This window comes from Legionella pelazae, assembly GCF_052527395.1.
Genome location: NZ_JBNVZS010000011.1, coordinates 49,057 through 74,127 on the forward strand (window position 1 = coordinate 49,057; position 25,071 = coordinate 74,127).

Here is a 25,071-nt window from a genome sequence, read left to right on the forward strand (position 1 = left end):
ACCTTAACAACAATCATTTTAACTTAAAGTTCTAAATGTTTAATTAAAAAACAATGATGAATACGCTTGTTACGTCTAAAATCAAGATCAATTGTTTCTGCGGTAATGTTTTGCACTTTATACTTTTCAGTAATGATGGGAAGCAATTTAAATTGGCGGAAATTGGTTGAAAAATATAATCTACCGCCACGGGCAAGCAACCGCATCGCACTATCAATTAATGTCTCTTGATCTCTTTGGATATCTAATGTAGTTGTCATTCTTTTGGAATTAGAAAAACTAGGCGGATCAAGAAAAATAATATCAAATTTATCGCGAGCTACTTTTAGCCATGTCAGGCAATCTGCTTGAATAAAGCGATGTTTAGTAAGATCTAAATTATTTAATTTAAAATTATCTTGTGCCCAGTTAAGATATGTTTTTGAAAGATCAACATTTGTCGTTAGAGCGCCTGCTAGTGCTGCATGAACACTTGCAGTAGCGGTATAACAAAAGCAGTTTAAAAAACCTACGCCCTTAGGTAAGTTAGCAAATTTTAAACGTAGTAGACGATGATCTAAGAATAGGCCTGTATCTAAGTAGTCATAAAGATTAACTTTAAACTTTGCTTGCCCCTCAGTAACGACCAGCGTACGTTTAGTTTGATTTATTTTTTGATACTGATTTGCCCCTTTCTGTTGTTTGCGTTGCTTAACGACTAACTTATCGGAAGAAATTCCTAGTGCTTTAGGCACAACCTGCATAACTTCTAAGCTTCTTTTTTCTGCTTTATGAGGCGCAATGGTTGCGGGTGCAGCATATTCTTGTAAGACAGCGTAATCATTATATAAATCAATAGCATAGGCATATTCTGGAATATCTGCATCATAAACACGGTAGCAGCTAATTTGCTCACGCGTTGCCCATTTTTTTAAATGTTGATAATTTTTCTGTAAACGATTGCCAAGCATCTGTGCGCCACCTGAAAGAGTATCTACATTAGTGTTATTTTTTAAGCGATTTTCAGTATTTAAACTTAGACAATATAACTTACATTCTAAAGGCCCATTAAAGAAAGTATATTGCTTAGTAGCACGCAATCCTACTGCTTTAGCTAACATTGGATTAGAAGTTAGGAAAGCCATTTGCCAACCTTGAAAGGCACTGTAAGCTGTTGTGCCTATTTGTTGATACAAGGGAATAAGTTGAGTAGCATCTGCTAAACGTTCTCCATAGGGAGGATTACAAATTAGCAATCCGTGCGCACTTTCTGCGCGGCAATCCTTAATTGCCTGCTCGGTAAAAGAAACTAAAGGCAATACACCTGCTCGCTCTGCATTAGCCTTTGCATGCATAATTAGCTTAGGATTGGTATCTGTACCTTTTAATTTAATTTTAGTGGGTCTAACTTGGGTGAGTGCATGAGCACGCAATTTTTCCCACAGAGCGGGCTGGTGTCTAACCCAGTAAATTAATGATTGGTCTTGACGCAATAATCCTGGTGCAATATGACCAGCTATCATTGCTGCTTCGATAACGAGTGTTCCTGAACCACAGAAAGGATCATGAAAAGCATAACCTTTATCTGCTAACTGTGGCCAATTAGCACGTACTAATAATGCAGCAGCTAACGTTTCTTTTAAAGGCGCGTCTCCCGCCTGCAGGCGATAACCACGCTGATGTAGACTGTATCCTGTTAAATCAAAACTTACAGTTAATATGTCATTTTTTAAATGGGCATGGAGACGAATCTGTGGCTTATCTTTATCGACTGTAGGACGCTGTCCGCTTAATTTGCGAAAATGATCCACAATCGCATCTTTAATGACTTGAGCTCCGTACATAGAATTCCGAATATGCGTTGAAGTACCATGAAATTCAATAGCTAGCGTTTTATCTGTAGTAAAAACTGTTTGCCAAGGAAATTGATGACAAAGTTTATATAAACTCTGTTCTTCAAAAACTTGACCACTAAATAATATCAACTGAACTCGATTTGCCAGGCGAGACCATAGACATATTTGATAAATCAAAGCCTCATTCGCTTCCCCATAAACACCTTGGGGACTGACACGCGTAACTTGTAATCCGATTGTTTTTAATTCTGCTTCAAGCAGATATTCTAAACCTTTTGCGCAACTGATAAATAAAGAATAGTTCATTATAGATACGACCTTAACAAACGAAATAATGCCTTGCTTGCTCCTTTAGGTTGGCCCTTTACTTTTTCCTCAATGGCTTTTTTAATTAATTGACGTAAAGACTGCGCATCTGCATTAGGATAAGCGTTAATAAATTCAGTAAGCGCAGGCTTACCTTCCACAATTAAGCGATCACGCCATTGTTCTAATTCATGAAATGAAGCGGTTTTAGCATTTTCTTCTGCTTTCATCTCTGAGTAAGCAGCACTTATTGCTTCGCTATCTACAGAGCGCATTATCTTACCAATAAGCTGCATTTGCCGCTTTAAAGCACCATGACTTTTAATCGATTTTGCATCCATTATCGCCTGGCGTAAATTATCAGGTAGTGGAAGGATAGCCAATTTTGCTGCAGGTAAAGACATTAATTCCTCGCCAATATCCTGCAGCGCATGCGCTTCTCTCTTCCGTTGCGATTTACTTACAAAATCATCTGCCATCAATAAACCTTTCTTAATTTTTATTCGGGTAAAACAGGCTGTAAACCTGCCTTATCAATTAATGTTCTCACTTGTTGAGCTATTATTTTATGGACAGCTGTTGTTGGATGAACTTGATCCCAAAACACATAATTGCCGCATTGCATTGGCTCAGTTTGCTCATTTGCTGGTAACAAGTTAAATAAGTAACTGGTTAAAGCTGCCTCATATAATTGAGGATTATTCTTTATTAATAGCCATTCTTTTTCAGTTAATTTCGGTGAACGTGCTTTTAAACTTGCAAATAATGTTTCATCATCTGGCTTTAACGTATTTAACCAACCCGTATAGCTTCCTAAATAACAGGGTTCATCTGTGTTTATAAAGCCATAATCTTCAGAATGATCAATAGACTGATTAAAAAAATTATAAGCATCGAAATAAAGAAATAAAACTTGAGGATACTTTAACTTTAACTCGTCAATTCGAGTAGTTAATTTACGATTATGTGTTTCAGCTAAATAAGTCAATAGCCACTGTCTAGATGAATTTTTAGCATGAGGTAAGCGAGCTAAATCTGGGAGATTAATTAGCACAAATTTGTTGCCGCCCTTAGCAATTAACCGCTCTACAGCGTTACCAATTGCATTCACAACACCGGTTGTTAAATCTTCGACATTAGTTGGTTCATTAATATAATTATTAGCGCCAATCCAAATAGTATATAGGGTTGTATCTTTTCTACCATAAGTATGCCAATAAAAGTAGTTGTTTAGTTCTGCTGCTAGTGTAAAGGGCAAATTTTCTTTATAAGAGAGTACAGCCCCTGCTCCTCCAACAGCATAATCTTGAAAACCTTCTATATAAGTTTCAGGAAAAAGATCAGCATAAAGATATTCAGTCCATACAGGGCCATCACTAAAGCGGCCTAGGTAATAAGGTGGTGACGAGGGCAAATAATGCCACATGTAATTATATAAATTTCCATTATCCGACAGGCTATCACCAAAAATTACCATAGTATCAAAGCGGTTATTAAATGCATAAGTATGTAAAGTTAATAGCAGACTGAAGCAAAACATTATTATTTTTTTCATGGATCATCCTTAAATCACTAAATACAAAGGTTAATTATAAATTCGCTACCTATCCTTAAATGTAAAATAATTTGCTTTAAGCGCTAAAATTCGTATAAGAAATTTGCACTTTAATCAAGTAACTCACAAAAACGATAAGAGCTTTTTTGACTAAGGTCAATAACAAATACTTCTAAAATTAATCCACGACTGTCAAAGGCATCGTTGCGTTAGCTTCAGCATGCAAAGATTTATTATAAAAATAAGTCCTACTAATTGCATATAAATTATAGATCATGATACCAAGGAGGAGGGAATGTAACCACGTAACCGTTAAATGAGTAAATATTTGTAGCGTTATTAAAACGCCCACGCAGCCCGCTATACTTAAAATCAGTGTTTTCTTTAAAGGGATCTTATCTTGTTGTAAAAATACAAGTGTAGTAAGTGGTTGCTGCATAGCACCAGCAGTCGTCATGATAGGAAAAGCAACAAGCGGGGACACATTTAACAAAAATAAAATACCTTGCACCATAACAAACAGGCCTATTCCAACTGAAGTTAAGCCGCCGCAAATTACCATAGCTATAAAACCTATTATTAGTTTCCAACCATGTAATGCCACTAAATCGCCACCAATGGGCATAATACGTAATTGATGGCAAATAAGTAAAGCAATGATAATCGCAAAGCAGCATATCATACCTAGGCGTATTGCTTGCTTACTTAATCGGCTAACAATGGTGCCACCAATTAAGCCACCGATACAAGCACCAATGACTAAGGTCAATAGCGTATTTAAGTCAACATCAATAAGTTGCATAAAGAAAAATGATTCAATAACGCCAGGGATAACTTGAGCGCCGTTATTAACAGCCGGTAATTGATCATCAGGAAAGGTATTTAACAACTTAGCTAAGGCAACATTAACAGCAAAACTACCTATTCCTAAAGTATCAGCAATAAAAGCGATAACGCCACTGCCAATTAATTTTACATAATCCAAAATTGATAAGTGCACAGAGCGCTGCTGCCTTAACTTATAAAACATGCCTATAACACAAACTAAACTTAGCAGCAAAATGATGTAAAATATTAATGTTATCGCCATGACACTCTCATATAGATTTTAATCGTTATAAATGAAGCTGCTTGGAGGATTTAAACCTTAATAATGACGATTAGCAGCCCTGTGTGCGCATTGATTATACATCAATTACTTTGCAGAGCCAAGACAATTTTATTTAAAAATTATACTTTAAGTTTATTTTTAGAGCAAAAGTAAATTTTACTTAAGTAAAGTAGTTTCTGGGAATAAATTAGAAACGCTGATTGCGAAAGTCATCTATTGCTTGCATAATTTCCTGTTCCGTATTCATTACAAAGGGCCCTAAACGAGCAATAGGTTCCTTTAGCTTTTTAGCGGCAATAAGTAAAAAATGTGAGTCCTTTTCTGCCTTAAGATTTAAATTTTTACCGTGGCTTAGGATAGCTAATTGATACTCTTTAACATTCTTATCTTTAATACTTAAGCTTCCAGCTAAGTTAAATAAAATAGATTGATGAGTATCTGGGATAAGCGTAGTAAAATGATTACCAGTAGGCAATTTAATATCTAGAAATAAGGGCTCTGTTGCAATACCTTTAATAGGTGATTCAGTACCCTCTATAGTTTTGCCAGCAATAACTTTTATTATGATACCATTGTCATGACATTCTACAGGTAACTGGTTTGCTGCATATTCTTGGTAGCGAGGAGGCGACATTTTAGCAGCCGCAGGTAAATTTAACCATAATTGTAGCCCTGTGAACTTACCTTCTGTTTGAGCAGGCATTTCAGAATGAATAACCCCCTTTCCGGCTGTCATCCACTGCACATCTCCTGGGCCGATTAGACCTTGGTGTCCAGTGTTGTCTTCATGTAGTAATTTACCTTGCAGCAAATAAGTTATCGTTTCAAAACCCCGATGAGGATGGGCTGGAAAGCCGCCTAAATAATCTAAAGGCTCACTACTATCAAAAAAATCAAATAATAAAATAGGCTCATAGTTATCAGTTCGCTCAAGTCCGATATAGCGACGTAATTTTACCCCAGCACCTTCTCGTATTAATATACCATCTAAACATTGACTAATTTCTATGTGCGACATAATAAGTTCCTAGTTTCAGAATAGAGCGCTTGCCTAACCTGCATTTTTACTTTATTGCTGTGTTACAAACGTTTCTGCTCATTTACTCCTTGTAAACTCTGCTCCTCGAAACCTTTGTGCCTGGCACTAAAGTAAAATCTACAAGTAGGCAAGCGCTCTAATAATAAAATTAGACAATCCCTGACTTTAGAACTTAGCAGTTTAGTTATTACACTGATTAATAGTTAACCTTCAATGGCTTTCTTTAGCGAGTTTATTGTCTGACTACCATACAGCGCTTCTCGAAAATTTCCGGCCGGATCGAAAACAAAGGTTGCAGGAACGCCTCGTAGATCACCTAAATTTAACGCAGCTCGTGGATCATGAGCTAAGCTAGGATAATTTATATTTAATTTTTTAATTAATTGCACTTGCTCACGTTTAGATAATTCATCAAAGTTAACAGCGAATAAGTAAATTTTATCTTTGTTAAGTTGATAGAAATGGTTTAACTCTTTAATTTCATCTAAACAAGGTTGGCACCAACTTGCCCAATAATTAATTAAAACCCATTTTCCTTTTAAATTTGTAAAGGGAATTCTTTCACCACTAAGTGTCGTTAGCACTGCATTTGCATAACTTGCTGTAACACTAATAATTAATAATCCAGTAATTAAAATTTTTAAACGCATAGTTAAGCCTTAGTAATAAAAGACAATCCTATAGCACCGCCTACTAAGCTTTATCCTGCGTTGCAAGCTCACTCGGTTCAATCAGGTACTTATGTTTACACTCCTTCACCTCGCTTCACTTGCGCCTTGTCTAAAGCTTAAAGGGCGGCGCTATAGAAGATTGCTTTTCAATTAAGATTATTTTTATCTGCAAATAACATACGCTTTTGTGTTTGCGTTAATTTAGCAGTTATATACCAGCCATCTTCACCTTCATTTACAGTCTCATTTAATATAGCATCTAACTCATAAAGTTGAGCACGTAATCGAGCTTGACTTGAAGGAATAAAAAACTCTTCCTCTAAAGCAACCCCTTGTAACTGAGTTGCAATAGCTTCCAATAATAGATTTATACCTGCACCTGTTTTAGCTGAAAGCCAAACTTTGCAATTATCTTTTTGCCAATCGACCTTGGGTTGCCAACCCTCTTGTTGATCAATTTTATTAAAAACCTGAATAATTGGAATATCTGCTGTGTCGATCTCTGTTAATACTTTTTCTACGGCGCTAACTGTATCACGCCAGTTTGGATCAGCAATATCAATAATATGCAGTAATAAATCAGCTTGTTCTGTTTCTTCTAGAGTTGCGCGAAATGCTTCTACTAATTGATGAGGTAAATCTCTAATAAACCCTACTGTATCAGCAAGAATGATAGAGGTAGAGCCTGAAAGCTGAACTTTTCGCATTGTAGGGTCTAACGTTGCAAAAAGTTGGTTAGCAGCATAGATATTTTCGCCAGTTAGAGTATTAAATAAAGTTGATTTACCAGCATTTGTATAGCCAACTAGAGAAACTGTTGGCATTGCTGCCTTTTTACGCGCACGCCGATTTTGATCACGGTTTTTGCGAACTTTTTCTAATCGTTTATTAATTGTCTTAATACGCTCACGTAATAAGCGCCTATCTGTTTCAAGCTGAGTTTCACCAGGACCACGTAGCCCAATACCCCCTTTTTGACGTTCAAGGTGAGTCCAACCACGAATTAAGCGAGTTGATAAGTGTTGTAATTGTGCTAATTCAACCTGTAACTTCCCTTCAAATGTCTGAGCGCGCTGGGCAAAAATATCAAGGATAAGTCCACTGCGGCTTACAACTCTACATTGCAGCAATCGCTCAAGATTACGTTCTTGCGAAGGAGACAAATCATGATTAATTAAAACAAGCTCGGCATCATGCGTAAGAACTTGCTCCCGAATTTCTTCTGCTTTACCAAGGCCAACATAATATTTAGCCTCAGGCGTATAGCGTGCGCCTTGCACACAAGCAACAATTTCAGCCTGCGCTGATAATGCAAGCTCTTTAAATTCAGACAATGCTTGCTCAGTATCTAGTCCTGGTAAAGCCAATTGCACCAAAACGGCACGCTCACCACCTTGTGGACGTTCAAACAAAACGCATACCTCTTTAAAATTAAAACTATTTAAATTTTATCATGCTAAGTTACAGCTTAGCACTAAAATTCATACTATGAATAAATAATACAAACCAATTTTATTAATTAAAATTAAATCTCCCTAAGAGAAAATCTAATTATTACCTGGCTGTTGTTCTTCTTCATTATCTTCATTAAATGGTAATTTAACTAGCCTTGAAGGCACAATCGTAGAAATTGCATGCTTATAGACCATTTGTGTTACTGAATTCTTAAGCATAACCACGTATTGATCAAATGAATCTACCACGCCATGTAATTTAATACCGTTTACTAAAAAAATAGATACGGGCACCTTTTCTTTACGTAATTCATTAAGAAAGGCATCCTGCAACAGATTAATTTTAGACATTGCCTTCTCCTTTTTATTCTTGTTGAGGCAACAACACTCATAGCTATCATCGTCAGTTTTGGCTAAAACTTAAGTAATTTTTTATCTCGCTTATTTAATCTTGACTTGCATCTCTAAGCGATTTGGTTACTATAATAACCTTCTTTATTAAGAAATTTGGCTAGATTTGGCCATAGGTTAATAGATATGTAAGCAGTTCTATTAAGGTCGCTTTTACATAAGCACATCGAAATAAATTCTACTAACATATCTCATTTATTGCAGGATACCTACAAAAGGAGAGTGAGATGCCTAAATACACAGCAGAAGAGTTAAGAAACCTACCAAACCCTTACAAAGAATTATTTGAAGATAATGACACACTAGCCGAAAATCGTGATAGTTTAGAACAGTTAAGTTATAAGGATAAGCTGACTGTAACTACCAAGATGCTTCTAGCTTGCCCTAATAACCAGTTACGTATGCTCAGCGCAAGAGCAGAAGAACTACGCCATCATCAAGAACCAGAAGATTCTTTTCATCGTGTATTAAGCCGAGGTTTAGAAGTACGCCACCGTATTCAAGCTATGGCCGATCAGCAAAATCCCCATCCGCAAAATAATTTGTTAGACAATGAGTTCAATGCTGATCTATTTAATGAATTTGGCGAGTTAAAAATTAAATTAACCGAGCGAGAGTTAACTGAGTTAGTCAATAACTTAGTTCTCAAGACGCCTGATAACCAGATACAAGAACTAAGCAAAAATATTCGCGCCGGTTTATCAGAAACGAATCTTGGACCTGCCTTGAGCGAAGCTTTTGTACTAAGAAGATTATTAACTTTGCTACAAAGCCAACAGCCACACCAAGCGTTTACTAGCTCAGACTTTAATTCAGATTTATTTCACAAATACCCATGTCTAGTAACCTCTTTCTTAAGCGGTCATGAAGCAGAAATTGCTCAAAGATTAGCTAATAGTAATGAGCGAGCTGCTATTAACAATGGCCTAGAGCAACTTAGACCTAATGTAATCGATAATGAAAATCCTTTAAGTATATTGTATTCCCAGTTTCAAAAAGCCAATATTACCGCGGAAGCTAACATTCAGCACCAACAAACTTCTCCACAAATTGCTTCCAATAATGTACCTACACAAGAAGCGACTACAACCCATAGAGAAATAAAAACTGATATACCTAAAGTTAGTAATAATCGTCATGGCACATTTGCTCGCCTAAAAGATAAGCTGAGTCATCTAGATCTAGGGCATAAGAAAGCGACGCCTGAAAACGAAGAGCATACGAATGAATCTAAATGTAAGCCTTGCAGTATCCTATAATGATTATTTTGCTTAGATGCCTTAACGGGCATCTAACATTAGTATTCTTCAATTACTTTTCCTTTTTAAAATGTGTATAATTACCTCTTTTGTTGCCCAATTTTAAATCATGAATCTGAAAAAAGCTTACGATATAATCATTATCGGTGGTGGCCATGCTGGTACTGAAGCAGCGCTTGCAGCTGCACGACTTGGTGCCGATACACTTTTGCTTACCCATAATCTCGACTTATTAGGTCAGATGTCATGTAATCCTGCCATTGGCGGGATTGGGAAAGGCCATTTAGTCAAAGAAATTGATGCCTTAGATGGCGTTATGGCTTTAGCAGCTGATCAAGCAGGTATCCAGTTTAGAATTCTTAATGCCTCTAAAGGTCCTGCCGTACGTGCTACACGCGCTCAAGCAGACAGGGTGCTTTATCGGCAAGCAATTCGACAATATTTACAAGCCGAACCTAATCTTACTTTATTTCAACAAGCAGTTGATGATTTAATTATTAGTGGTGAAAAAGTTGTTGGTGTGATAACTCAAATGGGCCTAACTATTCATGCTCGAGCTATTGTACTTACAGTGGGTACTTTTTTAGGTGGAAAAATTCATGTAGGCATGGGGCAATATGCGGGTGGCCGCGCAGGTGACCCGCCTGCAAATGCCCTAGCACACAAGTTACGAGAATTAAATTTACCTGTAGGGCGTTTAAAAACAGGCACTCCTCCTCGCGTTGATGGTCGCACTCTTGATTATTCTAAAATGACGATTCAACCAGGCGATATGCCTACACCTGTCTTTTCTTACTTAGGCAATGCTACTTTACATCCTCAACAAGTCCCGTGTTACATTACGCACACGACTGAAGAAACACATGAAATTATTCTAGAAAACTTACATCAATCACCGATGTATGCTGGCATCATTGAAGGTACTGGGCCACGCTATTGTCCCTCTATTGAAGATAAAATTGTTCGCTTTGCTGATAAGCTTTCACACCAAATTTTTGTTGAGCCAGAAGGCTTGACTACCTCCGAAATTTATCCGAATGGAATTTCAACAAGTTTACCCTTTGACGTGCAAACACAGTTTGTACGTACAATAAAAGGATTTGAGAACGCGCATATTACACGTCCAGGTTATGCTATTGAATATGATTATTTTGATCCACGTGGCTTAACCTCCTTTCTGCAAACAAAGCCCTTAAGAAATTTATTTTTCGCCGGTCAAATCAATGGTACTACAGGTTATGAGGAAGCAGCAGCACAGGGTATTATTGCCGGTTTAAATGCAGCTTTATTAGTGCAAGAAAAACCATTATGGTGCCCACGACGTGATGAGGCCTATATTGGTGTATTAATAGATGACTTAATTACCTGCGGCACTCAGGAACCTTATCGTATGTTTACTTCTCGCGCGGAATATCGCTTATTATTACGTGAAGATAATGCTGATCAACGTTTAACGGCAAAAGGCTATGAATTAGGTTTAGTAAGCGAAGCACGCTGGCAAGCGTTTAATATCAAACAAGAAGCAATTAAAATAGCACAGGAAAAACTTAATAATACTTGGGCACGTGTTAATGATAATGCCGTCCTTGCACCTATTCTTAGTACACCATTACAGCATGATTGCCGTATGTCAGACTTAATTAAACGGCCTGAAGTTAATTATCAAAAATTACAAGCTATAGAGAGCTTTCAGTTACCTGTCCTTGCTGATGAAGTAGCTGAACAATTAGATATACAAAGTAAGTATGCCGGCTATATTGAACGCCAGCAGCTGGATATTGACCGTTTACGCAAACATGAAGCGACAGCAATTCCTGCTGATTTTAATTATGCTGAAGTCTCAGGATTGTCGGCTGAGATAGTACAGAAATTAAGTCAAATTAGACCCGCAACAATAGCGCAGGCAAGTCGTATCTCTGGTGTAACACCTGCTGCTTTATCCTTACTGCTCATTTATCTTAAAAAGCACAAGGCACTAGTATGAGCTCAGAAGATGATGCAGAACGATTATTGAAAATAGGATTAAATCAGTTAGGGTTGACCGTTAGTCCTAATTTATTAATCCAATATCTTCTTCTTTTATCAAAATGGAATCGCACTTATAATCTAACTGCAGTGCGTCATTTAGATGATATGGTCATCAAACATTTATTAGATAGCCTTGCCATCTTACCGTGGGTTTACGGTAAACGATTAATTGATGTAGGAGCAGGAGCGGGCTTACCGGGAATTCCCCTAGCCATTGCCAACCCTCATTTAGAAATTGTACTTTTGGATAGTAATGGTAAAAAAATTCGTTTTATGCAAGAAGCAAAACGATTATTGCAACTCGATAATGTTATAGTTGAACAATCTCGGGTTGAACTCTATCGTCCAACTCAAGGTTTTGATACAGTTATGAGCCGAGCTTTTAGTAGCCTTGCTCAAATGATAACCTGGACGCAACAATTGATTGCACCTTCTGGAATATGGCTTGCCATGAAAGGTCGCTATCCAGAAAATGAATTACAAGCGATTAGCTTTCCTTATCAAGTTAAAGCTTATAGCATACCAGGCTTAGAAGGTGAACGCTGCTGCGTAATTATAAAGAATAATAAAACCAAGGAATAAAAACATGGCGAAAGTTATAGCAATTGCCAATCAAAAAGGTGGTGTAGGTAAAACCACAACAGCTATCAACTTAGCTGCCTCTATTGCTGCAAATCGCCAGCGAGTGCTGCTTGTTGATTTAGACCCGCAAGGAAATGCCACGATGGGAGCTGGGGTTGATAAAAATACCCTAGTGCATACTTGTAATGATGTCATTTTACGCGATTGTTTAGCAGAACAAGCCTGCCTTACAACAGCATGCGGCTTTGATCTAATTCCAGCTAATGGTGATCTGACTGTGGCTGAAGTCAGTTTAATGGAGAAAAACCATCGTGAAACATTTCTTTTAAAAGCATTACAATCAATACTTGATTCCTATGAATTTATATTTGTTGATTGCCCGCCTGCTCTAAACACTCTCACTATTAATGCTCTTGTTGCTTCGGACTCAGTAATTATACCTATGCAGTGTGAGTATTATGCTCTTGAAGGTTTGGCAGCCTTATTATCTACTATTGAGCAAGTTAGAAGTTCTGTAAATCCACGCTTACAGCTAGAAGGTATCTTACGAACAATGCATGATGCTCGAAACCGCTTATGTTCAGATGTATCTAAACAATTAATACAACACTTTGGCGATAAGATATATCGTACAGTTATCCCACGTAATATTCGTTTAGCAGAAGCACCTAGTCACGGTATGCCAGCTATGCAATATGATAAGGCATCTTCTGGCGCTAGAGCTTATATGGTACTTGCCGCTGAAGTTATTAAAAAACAATCTGTAATAGTTTAAGAGGTAATTTATGTCTATCAAACGAGGAGGTTTAGGGCGTAATTTATCGGCTTTACTTAGCACACCTGCCCCTAACTTTATTTCTAATACAAGCACAAATGAAACAGTAAAATTAGCACTTGATTGCTTACAGCCTGGTAAATATCAGCCGCGTTCGGCAATCGATGATCTAACATTGCATGAGTTAGCTAGCTCTATTAAACAGCAAGGCTTACTACAGCCCATTCTCGCTCGCTCCCTTGCTAATGGAACCTATGAAATTATTGCCGGAGAGCGTCGTTGGCGGGCTTGTCAATTAGCTGGTTTAACTGAAGTGCCAGTTATTATTAAACAAGTGGATGATGAAACTGCTATAGCCATGGCTTTAGTTGAAAACTTGCAGCGCGAGAACTTAAGTCCTTTAGATCAGGCTCGCGCAATGGCGAGGTTGATTGAAGAGTTTGGCTTAACTCATCAGCAAATTGCTGATCTACTATCTAAGTCTAGAGCCACAGTTAGTAATTTTCTTCGCTTGTTAGCACTTTCGCCTGAAGTAATGAAGTTACTCGATAATGGCGATTTAGACATGGGACACGCACGTGCTCTACTTATTCTTGATGAAGAAAAACAAGTCCAGGTTGCCAATATTATTATTGTTAAGAACCTTTCTGTAAGGGAAACAGAACAATTGGTAAACCGGCTTAAAGAGGCTGATAAGTTACCTCAACCTAACAGCCGTGAATCCTTGCCGCAATTTTCATTAATTTATTCCCACTTGGAAAAATTAAAAGAACATTTAAATACCCAAATTAATGTTAAGCATAGTAAAGCTGGCAAAGGCTCATTAGTCATTCACTATAATTCATTACAAGAATTAGAAACAGTGATTGAGCAAATTATTAGTTGAAGCGTTTGCCTCTTTTGTATTGAACTCATGTTAGTCAAGTTTAGTCATGAGGAATGATAAACTAAGATAAATTAAAAGCGACTAAATGCCCTGTTTAAAGCAGGGCAAGATATTTTAAACAATCATTCCTATAACCAATAGACAAACACAAATAAGAATAACCACACCACATCGACAAAATGCCAATACCAAGCCACCGCTTCAAACGCGAAATGGCGCTCTGGGGTGAAGTGACCTTTTATACATCGTATAAGGATAACTATCAGCATGATAGTCCCAATTGTAACGTGTAGACCGTGAAAGCCTGTGAGCATAAAAAAGGTCGTGCCATAAATTCCAGCATCTAAAGTCAAATTCAGTTCCGTGTAAGCTTCATGATATTCATAAGCTTGTAATGATAAGAATAAGATCCCCAGCGCAATTGTCAGTGCCATACCAACAACAAGCTGTTTTCTTCTATTTAACTTTAACGCCCAATGTGCCCAAGTAATTGTAGCTCCGGAAGTTAGAAGAATTAAGGTATTTACTGCTGCTAACCCCCAAGCACCCATACCCTCATTAGCCCCAGCAAAAATTTGATTATTTGGGTTAATAAGCAATGGCCAAGTAGCTTTGAAATCTGCCCATAAAGTGTAGTGAGTGATTGGATGTATTTCACCACCTAACATAGGTACGACCCAATAGCGGGTGTAGAATAACGCGCCAAAGAATGCACCGAAAAAGCAAACTTCTGAGAAAATAAACCAAGTCATTCCCCAACGGAATGAGTGATCAACTTGTGAGTCGTATAATCCCTTTTGATTTTCATAAATCACCTGACCAAACCAGCCAACCATCATAACAATTAATATTATAAAACCTAAAGTGAAGATATAGGGACCATACCAATCATGATGTAACCATGATGCTGCGCCCACTAGCGTGGTTGTCAGGCCTATAGAACCTACTAAAGGCCAATGACTTGGTTTGGGAATGTAATAGGTGCCATGCGTTCCCATAAATTAATTCTCCTATTATCGCTTTAACTTAAACTTTATTAGTTTATTACCCGGTTGGTAACATCATATAAAGTGTAGGATAAGGTTATTGTTTTTACTTTTTCTGGTAAATCAGTATCAAGGTGGAACAACAAAGGCATATCCATTGCCTCGTGTCCATTTAATGTCTGCTGAGTGAAGCAAAAGCACTCTGTTTTTTTTAAGTACTTAGCAGCAATACCTGGAGTAACACTAGGTATAGCTTGCACTGTCATCCGAAAATTACTCTTATTTTCGGCATAGAAAGCAAGCTTGGCAATTTCACCAGGATGTACCTTAATTTTTGTAGTTTTTGGATAAAAAGACCAAGGAACACTACCATTATTTGTAGCTACAAACTCAACGGTTATTTCTCTATTTTTATCAATAGTTTTATCAGTCGCTTCATAAGCTTCTACTTGACTATTAACCTTACCATTAATCCCTAGTGTCTGGCATAAACGATTATAAATTGGCACTAATGCAAAACCGAAAGCAAACATTCCAAGTGTAATCGCGCTTAAAATGATAATTAATCGTGTATGACGTTTTACCACTAATTTATTCCTCTATATAGCTACCGCTCATTTATCCTGTTGGCAAGTGTAGCTAAGTAATTAGGGATATCCTTTTAATCGATTCTGGGTGGAATCGTAAAACTATGATAAGGAGGCGGAGAGGATAAAGTCCACTCAAGGCCTTGCGCTCCTTCCCAGACTTGATCACTTACCTTTGGCCCACCACGTACTGTTTTAATAACGTTATAGAGAAATAGTAATTGCGCAAATCCAAAAACAAAGGCGCCTACTGTCGAAATCATATTAAAATTTGTAAACTGCAAAGCATAATCAGGAATACGTCGTGGCATACCGGCTAATCCTAGAAAGTGCATTGGAAAAAAAGCAATATTGACGGATATTACAGATAACCAGAAATGCCACTTACCTAGTCGCTCACTGTACATATGTCCTGTCCATTTAGGCAGCCAATAGTAGGTCGCAGCTAAAAGAGAAAAAATTGTACCTGGCACCAGTACATAGTGGAAATGACCAACAACGAAATAAGTATCCTGATATTGGTAGTCAGCTGGAACTAATGCCAACATTAAACCTGTAAAGCCACCTATAGTAAATAAAAACACAAAAGCAACTGCAAAGAGCATAGGTGTTTCAAAAGTCATAGCACCTTTAAACATAGTGCTTACCCAGTTAAATACTTTAACGCCAGTAGGTACAGAAATTAACATCGTAGCATACATAAAAAATAGCTCTGCGCCTAATGCAATACCTGTTGTAAACATATGATGCGCCCAAACAATAAAAGATAAACCTGCAATACTAACTGTTGCATAAACCATAAAATGATAACCAAATAAAGGCTTACGACTGAAGGTAGGGATGACTTCCGAGATTACACCAAAGGCAGGCAATATAAGCACATATACTTCTGGATGACCAAAGAACCAAAAAATATGTTGGAAGAGAATAGGATCACCACCCCCTGCTGCTTCAAAAAAGCTCGTACCAAAATGCCTATCGGCTAGCATCATAGTTACAGCCCCTGCTAACACAGGCATAATAGCAATAAGTAGAAAGGCTGTAATTAACCAAGTCCAAACAAACATCGGCATTTTCATTAAAGTCATGCCTGGTGCTCGCATATTTAAAATAGTCGCAATAATGTTAATTGAGCCCATAATAGACGAAATACCCATCATATGAATGGCAAAAATCATAAAGTCGGTACTTGGCGGTGCAAATTTAGTCGATAAAGGAGCATACATTGTCCAACCAAAATTGGGCCCGCCGCCACTATGAAATAAAGTAGATCCTAATAGGGCAAATGCGAAAGGTAATAGCCAGAAACTCCAATTGTTTAAGCGAGGTAACGCCATGTCAGGCGCACCAATCATCATGGGAATTTGCCAATTAGCCATGCCAGTAAAAGCGGGCATAACAACACCAAATAGCATCATTAAACCATGGAGTGTAACCATTTGGTTATAAAAATTAGGATCAACAAAACGATGCCCAGGTTGAAACAATTCAGCTCGAATTACTAACGCCATGGCGCCCGCAACAAAGAAACTGATTAAAGCTAGCCATAAATAAAGCGTACCAATATCTTTATGGTTAGTTGTAAATAACCACCGCTTCGCAAATCCTAAAATACCCCTGCCTTGCTCAGGTCCGTGATCGTGATGTTCATCAATACCGTGGGTTACTACTTCACTCATCGAAAACCTCCAGCTTGAGCTTTATTTACCATTTTAGGTTCTTGACTTTCACCTTGCCGCACTTTTAAAACATCTGCAGGCTGAATGACATCACCTGTGTTATTTTCCCATGCATTTCGTTCATAAGTCACAATAGCAGCAATTTCTTCATCAGTTAACTGATCTTTAAATGCCTGCATTGCCGTGCCAGGAACGCCATTTAGGACAATTTCTATATGCCTTGCAATAGGCTTACCAACGCAAACAGAACTGCCTTTTAGAGGCGGGAATACAGGCGGCATACCTGTTCCGTCAGCTTTATGACAAGCAACGCAAACTTGCTCATATTTAGCTTTACCCGCTGCCATAAGCTCTTCTTTAGTCATATTTTTTTGTACTTGCGTATTAGTGGGCGCACCTGAATACGGATCAGGAACTTTAGGTTGCTGATTAACCCATTTTGTGAACTCTTCATCATTAACCGCTTGTACTACAATTGGCATGTAAGCATGCCCTATCCCACATAGCTCAGTACACTGACCCCGATAAACACCAGGTTTTTCAATTCGTGCCCAAGCTTCATACATAAACCCGGGCATCGCATCCCGTTTAATGCCTAACTTAGGCACCCACCAAGAATGAATAACATCGTTAGAGGTAACTAGAAAACGAATTTTTTTGTTAACAGGTAGAACTAAAGGCTTATCCACTTCGAGTAAATACCACTGGCCTTTTTTATCTTTATTTTCAATTTGATTAAAAGGCGTAGAGAGATTACTAAAAAAACTAATTCCTTGATCCAGATACTGATACTGCCACTTCCATTGATAACCTACAACTTTAATGGTTACATCTGCTAGGTTGGTATCTTCTAAACGTAAAAGAATACTTGTAGCTGGAATTGCTAAACCAACCAGAATAAGAAAAGGGACAATAGACCAAAAAATTTCTAAACGATTATTGTGTATAAAAGTTGCTGGCGCATGTCCTCTTGATTTTCGGTGATAAATAAGGGAGTAAATCATTACGCTAAATACAATTATTCCAATAATAGCGCAAACAACCATAGCAATATTATGTAAGTTATACATATCTTTACTTAGTGGCGTAACCCCTCTATACATGTTGAGCTGCCACTCATCTCTGGCTATTGCCTCTGAGCCGATCATTAATCCAGCCAAAAGGGTAAGCACTTTACTTACCTGAAACCTATTTAGCATCCCCATCCTCACCTTATCATGAGCCATAGTCTAAACTCAGCTATGGCCTAACGTTTAAATCACCTTACTCTTCACCTAACTTAAAGCTTTACCATAAGCTGTAATTGCCTTCAGTTTTTGATTGACTTACCATATATTTGATAGCTTCAATAATTTCATCCGTGGTACAGACTTTGCAGCCGCCGTTTTTAGGATGATATTCACTTTGCATAGTATTCTTAATTAAAACGTCCATATTCTTAGCAATAATTGGAGCCCATATTGCTTTATCGCCTAGCTTGGGAGCGCCATTTTTCCCTTCGTTATGACATGCACTACAATTTTCGTTATAAACTAATTTTCCATTCGAAGGATATTTTCTTGAGCCTTCCGATTTCAAATCACGCCATTGGGAACGAGATAGAGAACTATTTAGAATGTAGTTTGTTGCTGCAATAATATCATTGTCTGAACAAGTTACACAGGCTCCTTTTACAGGCATACTGTTGTAACCATATATGGCATGACGGTATAGTCCTGTTAGGCCACTATCTTTTAAGCGGCTAAACCAATTTGCGCCATCACCAATTAGAGGTGCGCCCATCATACCTTTCTGATGACAAACAATACAAGCATTAATGTAAACTTGCTTTCCGCGCTTTAACGTTGGTTGTTCTTCTGAAGGAGCAACGCCTAAGCGTTCCTCACTAACAACTGTTTTTAAATAAGTAGCAATAGCCAGTCTATCCTCATTAGTTAAATTACTAAGACTGTTATGATTTACTTCAGCCATTGGTCCTGCAACAGGGCCTGCTTGATTAATCAATTCACTTTTTTTAAAGACATCAGCCACTTCATAATGACTTGCAGACTCTAATCCAGCAGCTGTGATATTAGGAGCCCAGTAACCATCAACAAAACCGCCCGTTAGATAATACCGCTGCTTTGGCGCGCCAAATACATTAAGTGGCGTATGACACATACTACAATGGCCAAGTGTATCTACAATATACTTTCCTCGATTCCAAGCGGGTGATTTATCTTCCTCATAAACAAATTCATCTTCCTCTGGGAAGAAAAATAAAAGATTCCAACCCCACAAGGCAAACCTTGCTCCAGGTATATTAAAAGGGAAAGGGAGCGGTTTATTTTCCTGCTTTACAGGAGGAATGCTCATAAAGTAAGCATACAAAGCACGTGCGTCGTCATCAGTAATTTTGGAAAAATAGACATAGGGAAAGACAGGAAAATAATTTCTACCTTGTGGATCACGGCCCTCTTTTAGTGCTCGAATAAAATCTGCTTCAGTCCAATTACCAATTCCTGTTTCTTTATCTGGTGTAATGTTGGGACTGTAAAAGGTGCCAAATGGCGTCGCTATAGGTAATCCGCCTGCATAAGCAGGTGTTCCACCTTTAACGTCTGTATGACAAGCAATACAATCACCCATTTTAGCAAGATATTCACCACGTTTAATTAAAGCTGCTTGGGCGCCCGTTGCCGGCCTAGTAGGTGGATAAGTTGGATAAATGTCTTTAAGATAGGGCTCAATTACTTTTGGTGCCTGATTAGTATTACCCGTATTCGGTATAACTTTTGGATCTGCTGTAATCGGTATAGGAGCAGAATTCATCTTGTTAGAAGTACCTGCTGGATTCGTAGTATTAGTTGTAGTAGTTGTACTTGTTGGATTCCCTGCATTCGTTGTATTAGGAGTTCCTGCTGAATTCGTTGTATTAGTGTTACTTGTTGGGTTTACTGTACTTGTTGTACCTGTGGCAGCTTTTGGATTAGCTGGCTTAGCTGTGTTAGTCACATTGGCTGTATTGGCAGTATTAGCTTTATTATCTTTATTTACTGTAGATGCATATACATTAAACAAATTAGTTATGCCAAAAACAAAAAGCAATATTGCCTTACTTTTCAACAAAGAGCGCACGCTCCCTCCTTAATTAACAGACTACCAACTTCATAAGTGCTCAAAATAAGCAGGCATTTTATACTTCTCAAGCTATAACTTGCAATCTAGTTTTCATGGAATTCTATTTCTTTTAATTTTTTATAGAAATTTATGTTAGGCATCATTAAGTCTTTAAAGTATCCGTTATGAAATTACATTCTTAATCAACTTGATGTATTAAAGGCAGGTAATTTTAAATTATATGCACACTGAATTAAAGACGATCTTGATAGTTAAATGAGATATAATTTTGCCTCACTGACTATTTCTTGAATAAATTTTTGATACTGATGAGCTGATACTTGCCAATAATGCCAATAAAGTGGCATAAGCCAACGCTTACCAGGATTAATTTCAATAAGTTTATTTTGCGCTAACTCTTCTAAAATATCGAGTCTTGGAATTAAGCCAAAGCCATAACCCTGCAAAGCAAATTGTTTAAATCCCTCCACTGACGGCACCATATGATAGCGCTTTGGATTAAAAGGAGTTTTAAAAAATTGTTGAAAATAATATTCATGTAATCTATCACGACTATCAAAAACTAAAATAGGCGCCAACATCATATTTTCTTGTATAGAAAGGCGTTTCTTAAAATAGCGTTTAATAAAATCAGGAGAGGCGACTAATAAATAATCCATATGTCCTAAGAGTTCACATTCACAACCTGGTAAAGGCTTGGCATAACTGGTCAAGCATGAAGAAACAATCCCTTTACGCAAATAATCAATAGTCAATTCTTGATCGTCGGTAATAATGTCAATATTTGCAGCCTTTAAACTATTTATTTTAGGTAATGCCTTCATAAACCACGTTTCTAAACTGTCACGGTTTAAAGCAATTGATAAACGACTTGGGGTATCAAGATTTAATTCTTGCAATAGGTGTTCTTCAAGCAACCTTGTACGCCGCAACAAACTTAATAATTTTTCACCTAGCGGGGTTGCAGTATAGGGTAATGATCTTATAAGTAGAGGTTGCCCAAATTGATTTTCCAGTTGTTTTATACGCTGACTTACCGCTGGTTGCGTTATAAATAATTGGTTAGCTGCCGTTGCAAAGCTTTGAGTTTGAATGACCATATCTAATGCACATAAGGCACGATAATCTATTTTCATAAGTAAAATTTATCAATTATCAAAATTATTAATTTTCATAATAAGTGAATCTAGGCGATAATAGAAGCCTATTTTTTTGAAGGAGGGCTAGAACTATGTTAGTTTATCTTAATGGTTTAGCATTAGGCTTATCTTTAGTTACAGCCCTTGGCCCTCAAAACATCTTTTTAATTCGCCAAGGCGCTCTACGTCAGTATGCAGTGTTATCCGCGGCTGTTTGCTGGATATGTGATATTATTTTGGTATCTGCAAGTGTGGCAGGTTTACACCAATTACTTAATCTACATCCGTTTTTGAAATCCTGGATTACTTGGGCAGGTGCGCTTTTCCTTTTTTATTATGGTACTAGTGCCTTAAACAAATCATTAAAAAAAACATCTAATGGCAATACTAAATTAAAGGAAGCACGTAATAATCGTTTACAAATAATTTTGCTCGCAGTAGGTTTTAGTTTACTTAACCCGCATGCCATTATTGATACTTTAATTATTATTGGTGGTAGCAGTAGTCAGTTTCCGGGACATCAAAATGCCTTTTTATTAGGTGTTATTAGTTCTAGTTTTCTTTGGCTAACGTTATTAACACTTGTAACACAGTTTTTTTCCGAAGTTCTGACTAAAGAAACTGTTTGGCGCCGGCTTGAATTTGGAAGTGGAAGTTTGATGATATTTTTAGGCGCAAAATTAATGCTTATGTAATTTCAGCTAATCTAATTTATTTATTTTACGAGATAACATTTGTTTAGCGACATAAAAGGGACAAAAGTCCCTTTTATGTCGTACTCATGTTAACTTCCAGGTTGATAATTAAATATTTTAAGCGCAGCATTATTTACTTGACTAGCCACGGTTGTTTTTAAGGTTTGCCATAAGTCATTAAGCCCATGCTGGCCATAAATGCGATAAGTAAGTTCGGAAACTTGTGTGCCCGCAGCAAACCGGGCTAACTGTTTTTCAAATTCTTCAGTAATATCATTACGACGTCCGCTAAAGAAGTTCTTTGGATTTAGGCTATTAGGCTTTAAATCATCAGCAGTCCAAGTATGAATTACTTCAGGCGCTACACAGGGACCCAATGTTAAAATTAAATCTTGCAATGTCTTAATAGCTAGCTTATGCCAATGATTACCTGTGTTTTTACCCATAGACCAATTATAGGTATTAATTAAATCATCCAGAGCTTGACGATATTTTTCATAAGCTATAGGACGTTTTGCATGGGCATGTGCCGCTAAACTAAAACTAGCTATGGATATGGTTACTACCGGAAATAGATAAGAGCCAAAATAACACGAACTGCCCACAATAACGCCTAAAAAGATATTATAATCAAGTGCTTTTAATGCATCTGCAGACTCTTTAAAACGTGAAATTTGCTTTTCAATAATCTCTAAATGGGCAGAGTTTTTATAATTAAAAGCTTCTCTAGGTAAACTCAATTGAGAAGATTGCATAGGGTTTCTAAACAAGGCTCCAAACATAACTACTACTCCATCCATTGACATACTATGTTGGTTTAACATAATTTTTTTTTTATTGCAATCTGTAAAAAAAGAGCTAATTGAAAGAATTAATGGGAGTTTTAGATTTTAATAGAAAGGGCCAATCAGTGTGTCGCCAATTGACCCAGTGGAATGACACATAGCAAGTCCAACCTCGCATTGATAATATTGCATACTTGCCAAGAAGTTGTCAACTCAGATTTCTATAAGCATAACAATAAAGTGCCTTTTATATTTTTGTCTTAATTGTTGTTTAGTGTTGAATGAGCTAAGATTGCTTCTCATTATTTAGAATTGGTATCCGAGGTAGTTATGATTTTTGGCAATAGTGTACAAGATACCAGACGGCTTTTCTTTACAAGTTGGCGAAAATATCGCTTAAAAGAAGTACTCACACCGCTTGAACAACAACTTGTTGACGTTATACTTGCGCATCCTGAATATCATGCACTTTTAGAAGAAAATAATTCCTATCTTAACCAGCAATATTTTCCAGAACTTGGGCAGACTAACCCCTTCTTGCATATGGGATTACACTTAGCTATTCGTGAACAAATTGCAATTAATAGGCCCGTGGGAATTACTAAACGATTTCAAGAATTAGTCGAGCGCTATCAAGATCCCTTGTTAGTTGAACATAAAATGATGGATTGCTTAGCTGAATGTCTTTGGCAAGCTCAGCGTAATCAAATGCCACCTGATGAAACAAATTATATTGCAGCCTTAGCCCAATTATAAATTTGCTTGTAAAGTAAACGAGTTTTAAACAAAAATAATATTTCAAGACTATTCTCTATGAAATAAAACTATTTCCCAGCCTTTTAAATGCTATTGTTACTTTCACCAATAAACAGCTATAGTTAGAGAAATAGCAGTAAAAAATTAGTTAACTTTATTACTAAATAATTAGTGAGCAAGTCATTTTTTTAATGAGAAATTACAAACTTTTTTCGAAAAAGCAATTTATAACTGATAAAGGCTTATTGAAATAAATTCAAAAGGTAAAGGGTTTTTGAAAGGGTTTAAGGGAGATTACTATGAGTAGAGTTACTATCATTATGTCTGTTTTACTTTTTGCTTCAACAACTATAAATGCTTATAAATCGCCCTTAAAAATAAGTGGTATTGAGTCACAAGCAATAACACCTATTATAACTGAGAATCCAGATCAAACCATTCATTTGCAACCAAATACATCTGATCCCTCTCAATTACATTCAGGGAGAACTATCCCTAGCGCAATCCACAGTGATCTAATAGTGACACCCGTTATAATTAATAACCCTAATCAAATTATACATTTACCATCAGATAGACCTGCCACTTTTCAATTAAATTCAGCGATTACTACTCCTAGTACAACAAATAGTGATACAACAGCACCTAGCATCACGAATGATAATAACACTGGAACTAGCCCTAATTCTATGGATGAGCAGGGTAATACTACTAACAACTCTTCCATAAATAATAATATAATCGACTCAACAGCCCCAGCCTCTATAGATGAGCATGGCAATACTACTAATGATACAGATGTAAATACTAATTTAAATGCTACACCAAGTGGCACTACCTCTTCTACTACTAATGAGACAAGTGATACAGATGATAACTCTGATATTGATACAAATCTAAATAATTCCACTAATGGAACAAATGGTACTCCTACTAGCGCCCCAGCTGTAACCGCGCCTCCTACATTAAATAATGATAGTGGCACTGCCAATGATTCATCTAATACTACCAACCCGACTATTGTAAACCCTGGTAATACTTCAGTACCTACTGCTGATTCTGAAAATGAAACAATCTTAGATAGCGAGGAAGATATCGGCGAGGGTGACGACATATTACTTTTGGACGATGCTGACACAAATTCAGATTCCACTTCAACGCCAGCGATAGGAAATCAAACTCCAGGTTCTCAATAATTTAAGCAAGTAACTTTTCTGCTAACCATTTTTTAATTTAAAGTGAGTTTAATAGTATTCAATCATAAAGTAGCTCGTTTTAAACTAAGTTTCGGCATAACTGCATAGGTACTTACAGAATAACATTTATTTAGCAGAAAAAATTCCTTGCCTTTTTTAAGTTAAACTCACGTTAATTTAGCAAGTTTGAAAGATTTCTAATTACTATTTTCTAGT

At 37.1% G+C, this 25,071-nt stretch carries 23 protein-coding genes; 8 read left to right on the forward strand and 15 right to left on the reverse strand.

The features are described 5' to 3' along the window. Positions 1–23 precede the first annotated feature (23 nt). The 8 genes from rlmKL to hfq form a co-directional block, all read right to left on the reverse strand. Positions 24–2,141, reverse strand: coding sequence for a bifunctional 23S rRNA (guanine(2069)-N(7))-methyltransferase RlmK/23S rRNA (guanine(2445)-N(2))-methyltransferase RlmL (gene rlmKL / locus ACQUW5_RS11330; RefSeq protein WP_444991365.1), 2,118 nt, complete (start codon positions 2,139–2,141; stop codon positions 24–26). After that, positions 2,141–2,620: a ribosome biogenesis factor YjgA gene (yjgA, locus tag ACQUW5_RS11335; protein ID WP_444991366.1), complete on the reverse strand. Its 480-nt coding sequence runs from the start codon at positions 2,618–2,620 to the stop codon at positions 2,141–2,143. The genes rlmKL and yjgA overlap by 1 nt, the downstream gene beginning before the upstream one ends. A 20-nt stretch (positions 2,621–2,640) precedes the next feature. Further along, positions 2,641–3,696: an SGNH/GDSL hydrolase family protein gene (locus tag ACQUW5_RS11340; RefSeq protein ID WP_444991367.1), complete on the reverse strand. Its 1,056-nt coding sequence runs from the start codon at positions 3,694–3,696 to the stop codon at positions 2,641–2,643. 178 nt (positions 3,697–3,874) lie between these two features. Continuing rightward, complete coding sequence (locus tag ACQUW5_RS11345; protein WP_444991368.1) at positions 3,875–4,786, reverse strand: sulfite exporter TauE/SafE family protein; 912 nt, start codon at positions 4,784–4,786, stop codon at positions 3,875–3,877. 208 nt (positions 4,787–4,994) lie between these two features. Beyond that, entirely contained in the window at positions 4,995–5,825 is an 831-nt protein-coding gene (locus ACQUW5_RS11350; RefSeq protein ID WP_444991369.1) for a pirin family protein, read from the reverse strand. 224 nt (positions 5,826–6,049) lie between these two features. Beyond that, the gene (locus tag ACQUW5_RS11355; RefSeq protein WP_444991370.1) at positions 6,050–6,496 is read right to left on the reverse strand and encodes a TlpA family protein disulfide reductase; all 447 of its coding nucleotides are present in this window, start codon (positions 6,494–6,496) and stop codon (positions 6,050–6,052) included. A gap of 167 nt (positions 6,497–6,663) precedes the next feature. Next, entirely contained in the window at positions 6,664–7,929 is a 1,266-nt protein-coding gene (hflX, locus tag ACQUW5_RS11360; RefSeq protein ID WP_444991371.1) for a ribosome rescue GTPase HflX, read from the reverse strand. A gap of 135 nt (positions 7,930–8,064) precedes the next feature. Continuing rightward, on the reverse strand, positions 8,065–8,322 hold the full coding sequence (gene hfq, locus ACQUW5_RS11365; protein WP_444991372.1) for an RNA chaperone Hfq: 258 nt from the start codon (positions 8,320–8,322) through the stop codon (positions 8,065–8,067). Positions 8,323–8,609: 287 nt separating this feature from the next. Here hfq and ACQUW5_RS11370 point away from each other — a divergent pair, with 287 nt between their 5' ends. From ACQUW5_RS11370 to ACQUW5_RS11390, 5 genes are all read left to right on the forward strand, one after another. Further along, on the forward strand, positions 8,610–9,641 hold the full coding sequence (locus ACQUW5_RS11370; RefSeq protein WP_444991373.1) for a hypothetical protein: 1,032 nt from the start codon (positions 8,610–8,612) through the stop codon (positions 9,639–9,641). A 109-nt stretch (positions 9,642–9,750) separates the two neighbouring features. Continuing rightward, positions 9,751–11,625: a tRNA uridine-5-carboxymethylaminomethyl(34) synthesis enzyme MnmG gene (gene mnmG / locus ACQUW5_RS11375; protein ID WP_444991374.1), complete on the forward strand. Its 1,875-nt coding sequence runs from the start codon at positions 9,751–9,753 to the stop codon at positions 11,623–11,625. Beyond that, the gene (gene rsmG / locus ACQUW5_RS11380; RefSeq protein ID WP_444991375.1) at positions 11,622–12,251 is read left to right on the forward strand and encodes a 16S rRNA (guanine(527)-N(7))-methyltransferase RsmG; all 630 of its coding nucleotides are present in this window, start codon (positions 11,622–11,624) and stop codon (positions 12,249–12,251) included. The genes mnmG and rsmG overlap by 4 nt, the downstream gene beginning before the upstream one ends. A gap of 4 nt (positions 12,252–12,255) precedes the next feature. Further along, on the forward strand, positions 12,256–13,026 hold the full coding sequence (locus ACQUW5_RS11385; RefSeq protein WP_444991376.1) for a ParA family protein: 771 nt from the start codon (positions 12,256–12,258) through the stop codon (positions 13,024–13,026). A gap of 10 nt (positions 13,027–13,036) precedes the next feature. Further along, on the forward strand, positions 13,037–13,912 hold the full coding sequence (locus ACQUW5_RS11390; RefSeq protein ID WP_444991377.1) for a ParB/RepB/Spo0J family partition protein: 876 nt from the start codon (positions 13,037–13,039) through the stop codon (positions 13,910–13,912). 128 nt (positions 13,913–14,040) lie between these two features. On the opposite strand, the gene ACQUW5_RS11395 is transcribed toward ACQUW5_RS11390, so the two are convergent. From ACQUW5_RS11395 to ACQUW5_RS11420, 6 genes are all read right to left on the reverse strand, one after another. After that, positions 14,041–14,910, reverse strand: a complete 870-nt coding sequence (locus ACQUW5_RS11395) for a cytochrome c oxidase subunit 3 (protein ID WP_444991378.1) — start codon at positions 14,908–14,910, stop codon at positions 14,041–14,043. 38 nt (positions 14,911–14,948) lie between these two features. Then, positions 14,949–15,485: a cytochrome c oxidase assembly protein gene (locus ACQUW5_RS11400; protein ID WP_444991379.1), complete on the reverse strand. Its 537-nt coding sequence runs from the start codon at positions 15,483–15,485 to the stop codon at positions 14,949–14,951. A 74-nt stretch (positions 15,486–15,559) separates the two neighbouring features. Next, complete coding sequence (gene ctaD / locus ACQUW5_RS11405) at positions 15,560–17,164, reverse strand: cytochrome c oxidase subunit I (protein WP_444991380.1); 1,605 nt, start codon at positions 17,162–17,164, stop codon at positions 15,560–15,562. Further along, a complete protein-coding gene (gene coxB / locus ACQUW5_RS11410; RefSeq protein ID WP_444991381.1) occupies positions 17,161–18,363 on the reverse strand; it encodes a cytochrome c oxidase subunit II in 1,203 nt (400 codons plus the stop codon). The genes ctaD and coxB overlap by 4 nt, the downstream gene beginning before the upstream one ends. 88 nt (positions 18,364–18,451) lie before the next feature. Next, positions 18,452–19,975 carry a c-type cytochrome gene (locus ACQUW5_RS11415; protein ID WP_444991427.1) on the reverse strand — a complete coding sequence of 508 codons (1,524 nt, stop codon included), beginning with the start codon at positions 19,973–19,975 and terminating at the stop codon, positions 18,452–18,454. A gap of 560 nt (positions 19,976–20,535) precedes the next feature. Further along, complete coding sequence (locus ACQUW5_RS11420) at positions 20,536–21,420, reverse strand: ArgP/LysG family DNA-binding transcriptional regulator (protein WP_444991382.1); 885 nt, start codon at positions 21,418–21,420, stop codon at positions 20,536–20,538. A 95-nt stretch (positions 21,421–21,515) separates the two neighbouring features. Here ACQUW5_RS11420 and ACQUW5_RS11425 point away from each other — a divergent pair, with 95 nt between their 5' ends. Then, entirely contained in the window at positions 21,516–22,118 is a 603-nt protein-coding gene (locus ACQUW5_RS11425; protein ID WP_444991383.1) for a LysE/ArgO family amino acid transporter, read from the forward strand. A gap of 89 nt (positions 22,119–22,207) precedes the next feature. Here ACQUW5_RS11425 and ACQUW5_RS11430 read toward each other — a convergent pair whose 3' ends face one another. Further along, the gene (locus ACQUW5_RS11430; protein WP_444991384.1) at positions 22,208–22,900 is read right to left on the reverse strand and encodes a hypothetical protein; all 693 of its coding nucleotides are present in this window, start codon (positions 22,898–22,900) and stop codon (positions 22,208–22,210) included. Positions 22,901–23,233: 333 nt separating this feature from the next. Between ACQUW5_RS11430 and ACQUW5_RS11435 the strand changes: the two genes are divergently transcribed. Further along, the gene (locus ACQUW5_RS11435; protein WP_444991385.1) at positions 23,234–23,659 is read left to right on the forward strand and encodes a DUF1841 family protein; all 426 of its coding nucleotides are present in this window, start codon (positions 23,234–23,236) and stop codon (positions 23,657–23,659) included. 299 nt (positions 23,660–23,958) lie between these two features. After that, the gene (locus tag ACQUW5_RS11440; protein ID WP_444991386.1) at positions 23,959–24,855 is read left to right on the forward strand and encodes a hypothetical protein; all 897 of its coding nucleotides are present in this window, start codon (positions 23,959–23,961) and stop codon (positions 24,853–24,855) included. The last annotated feature ends 216 nt before the right edge of the window (positions 24,856–25,071 follow it).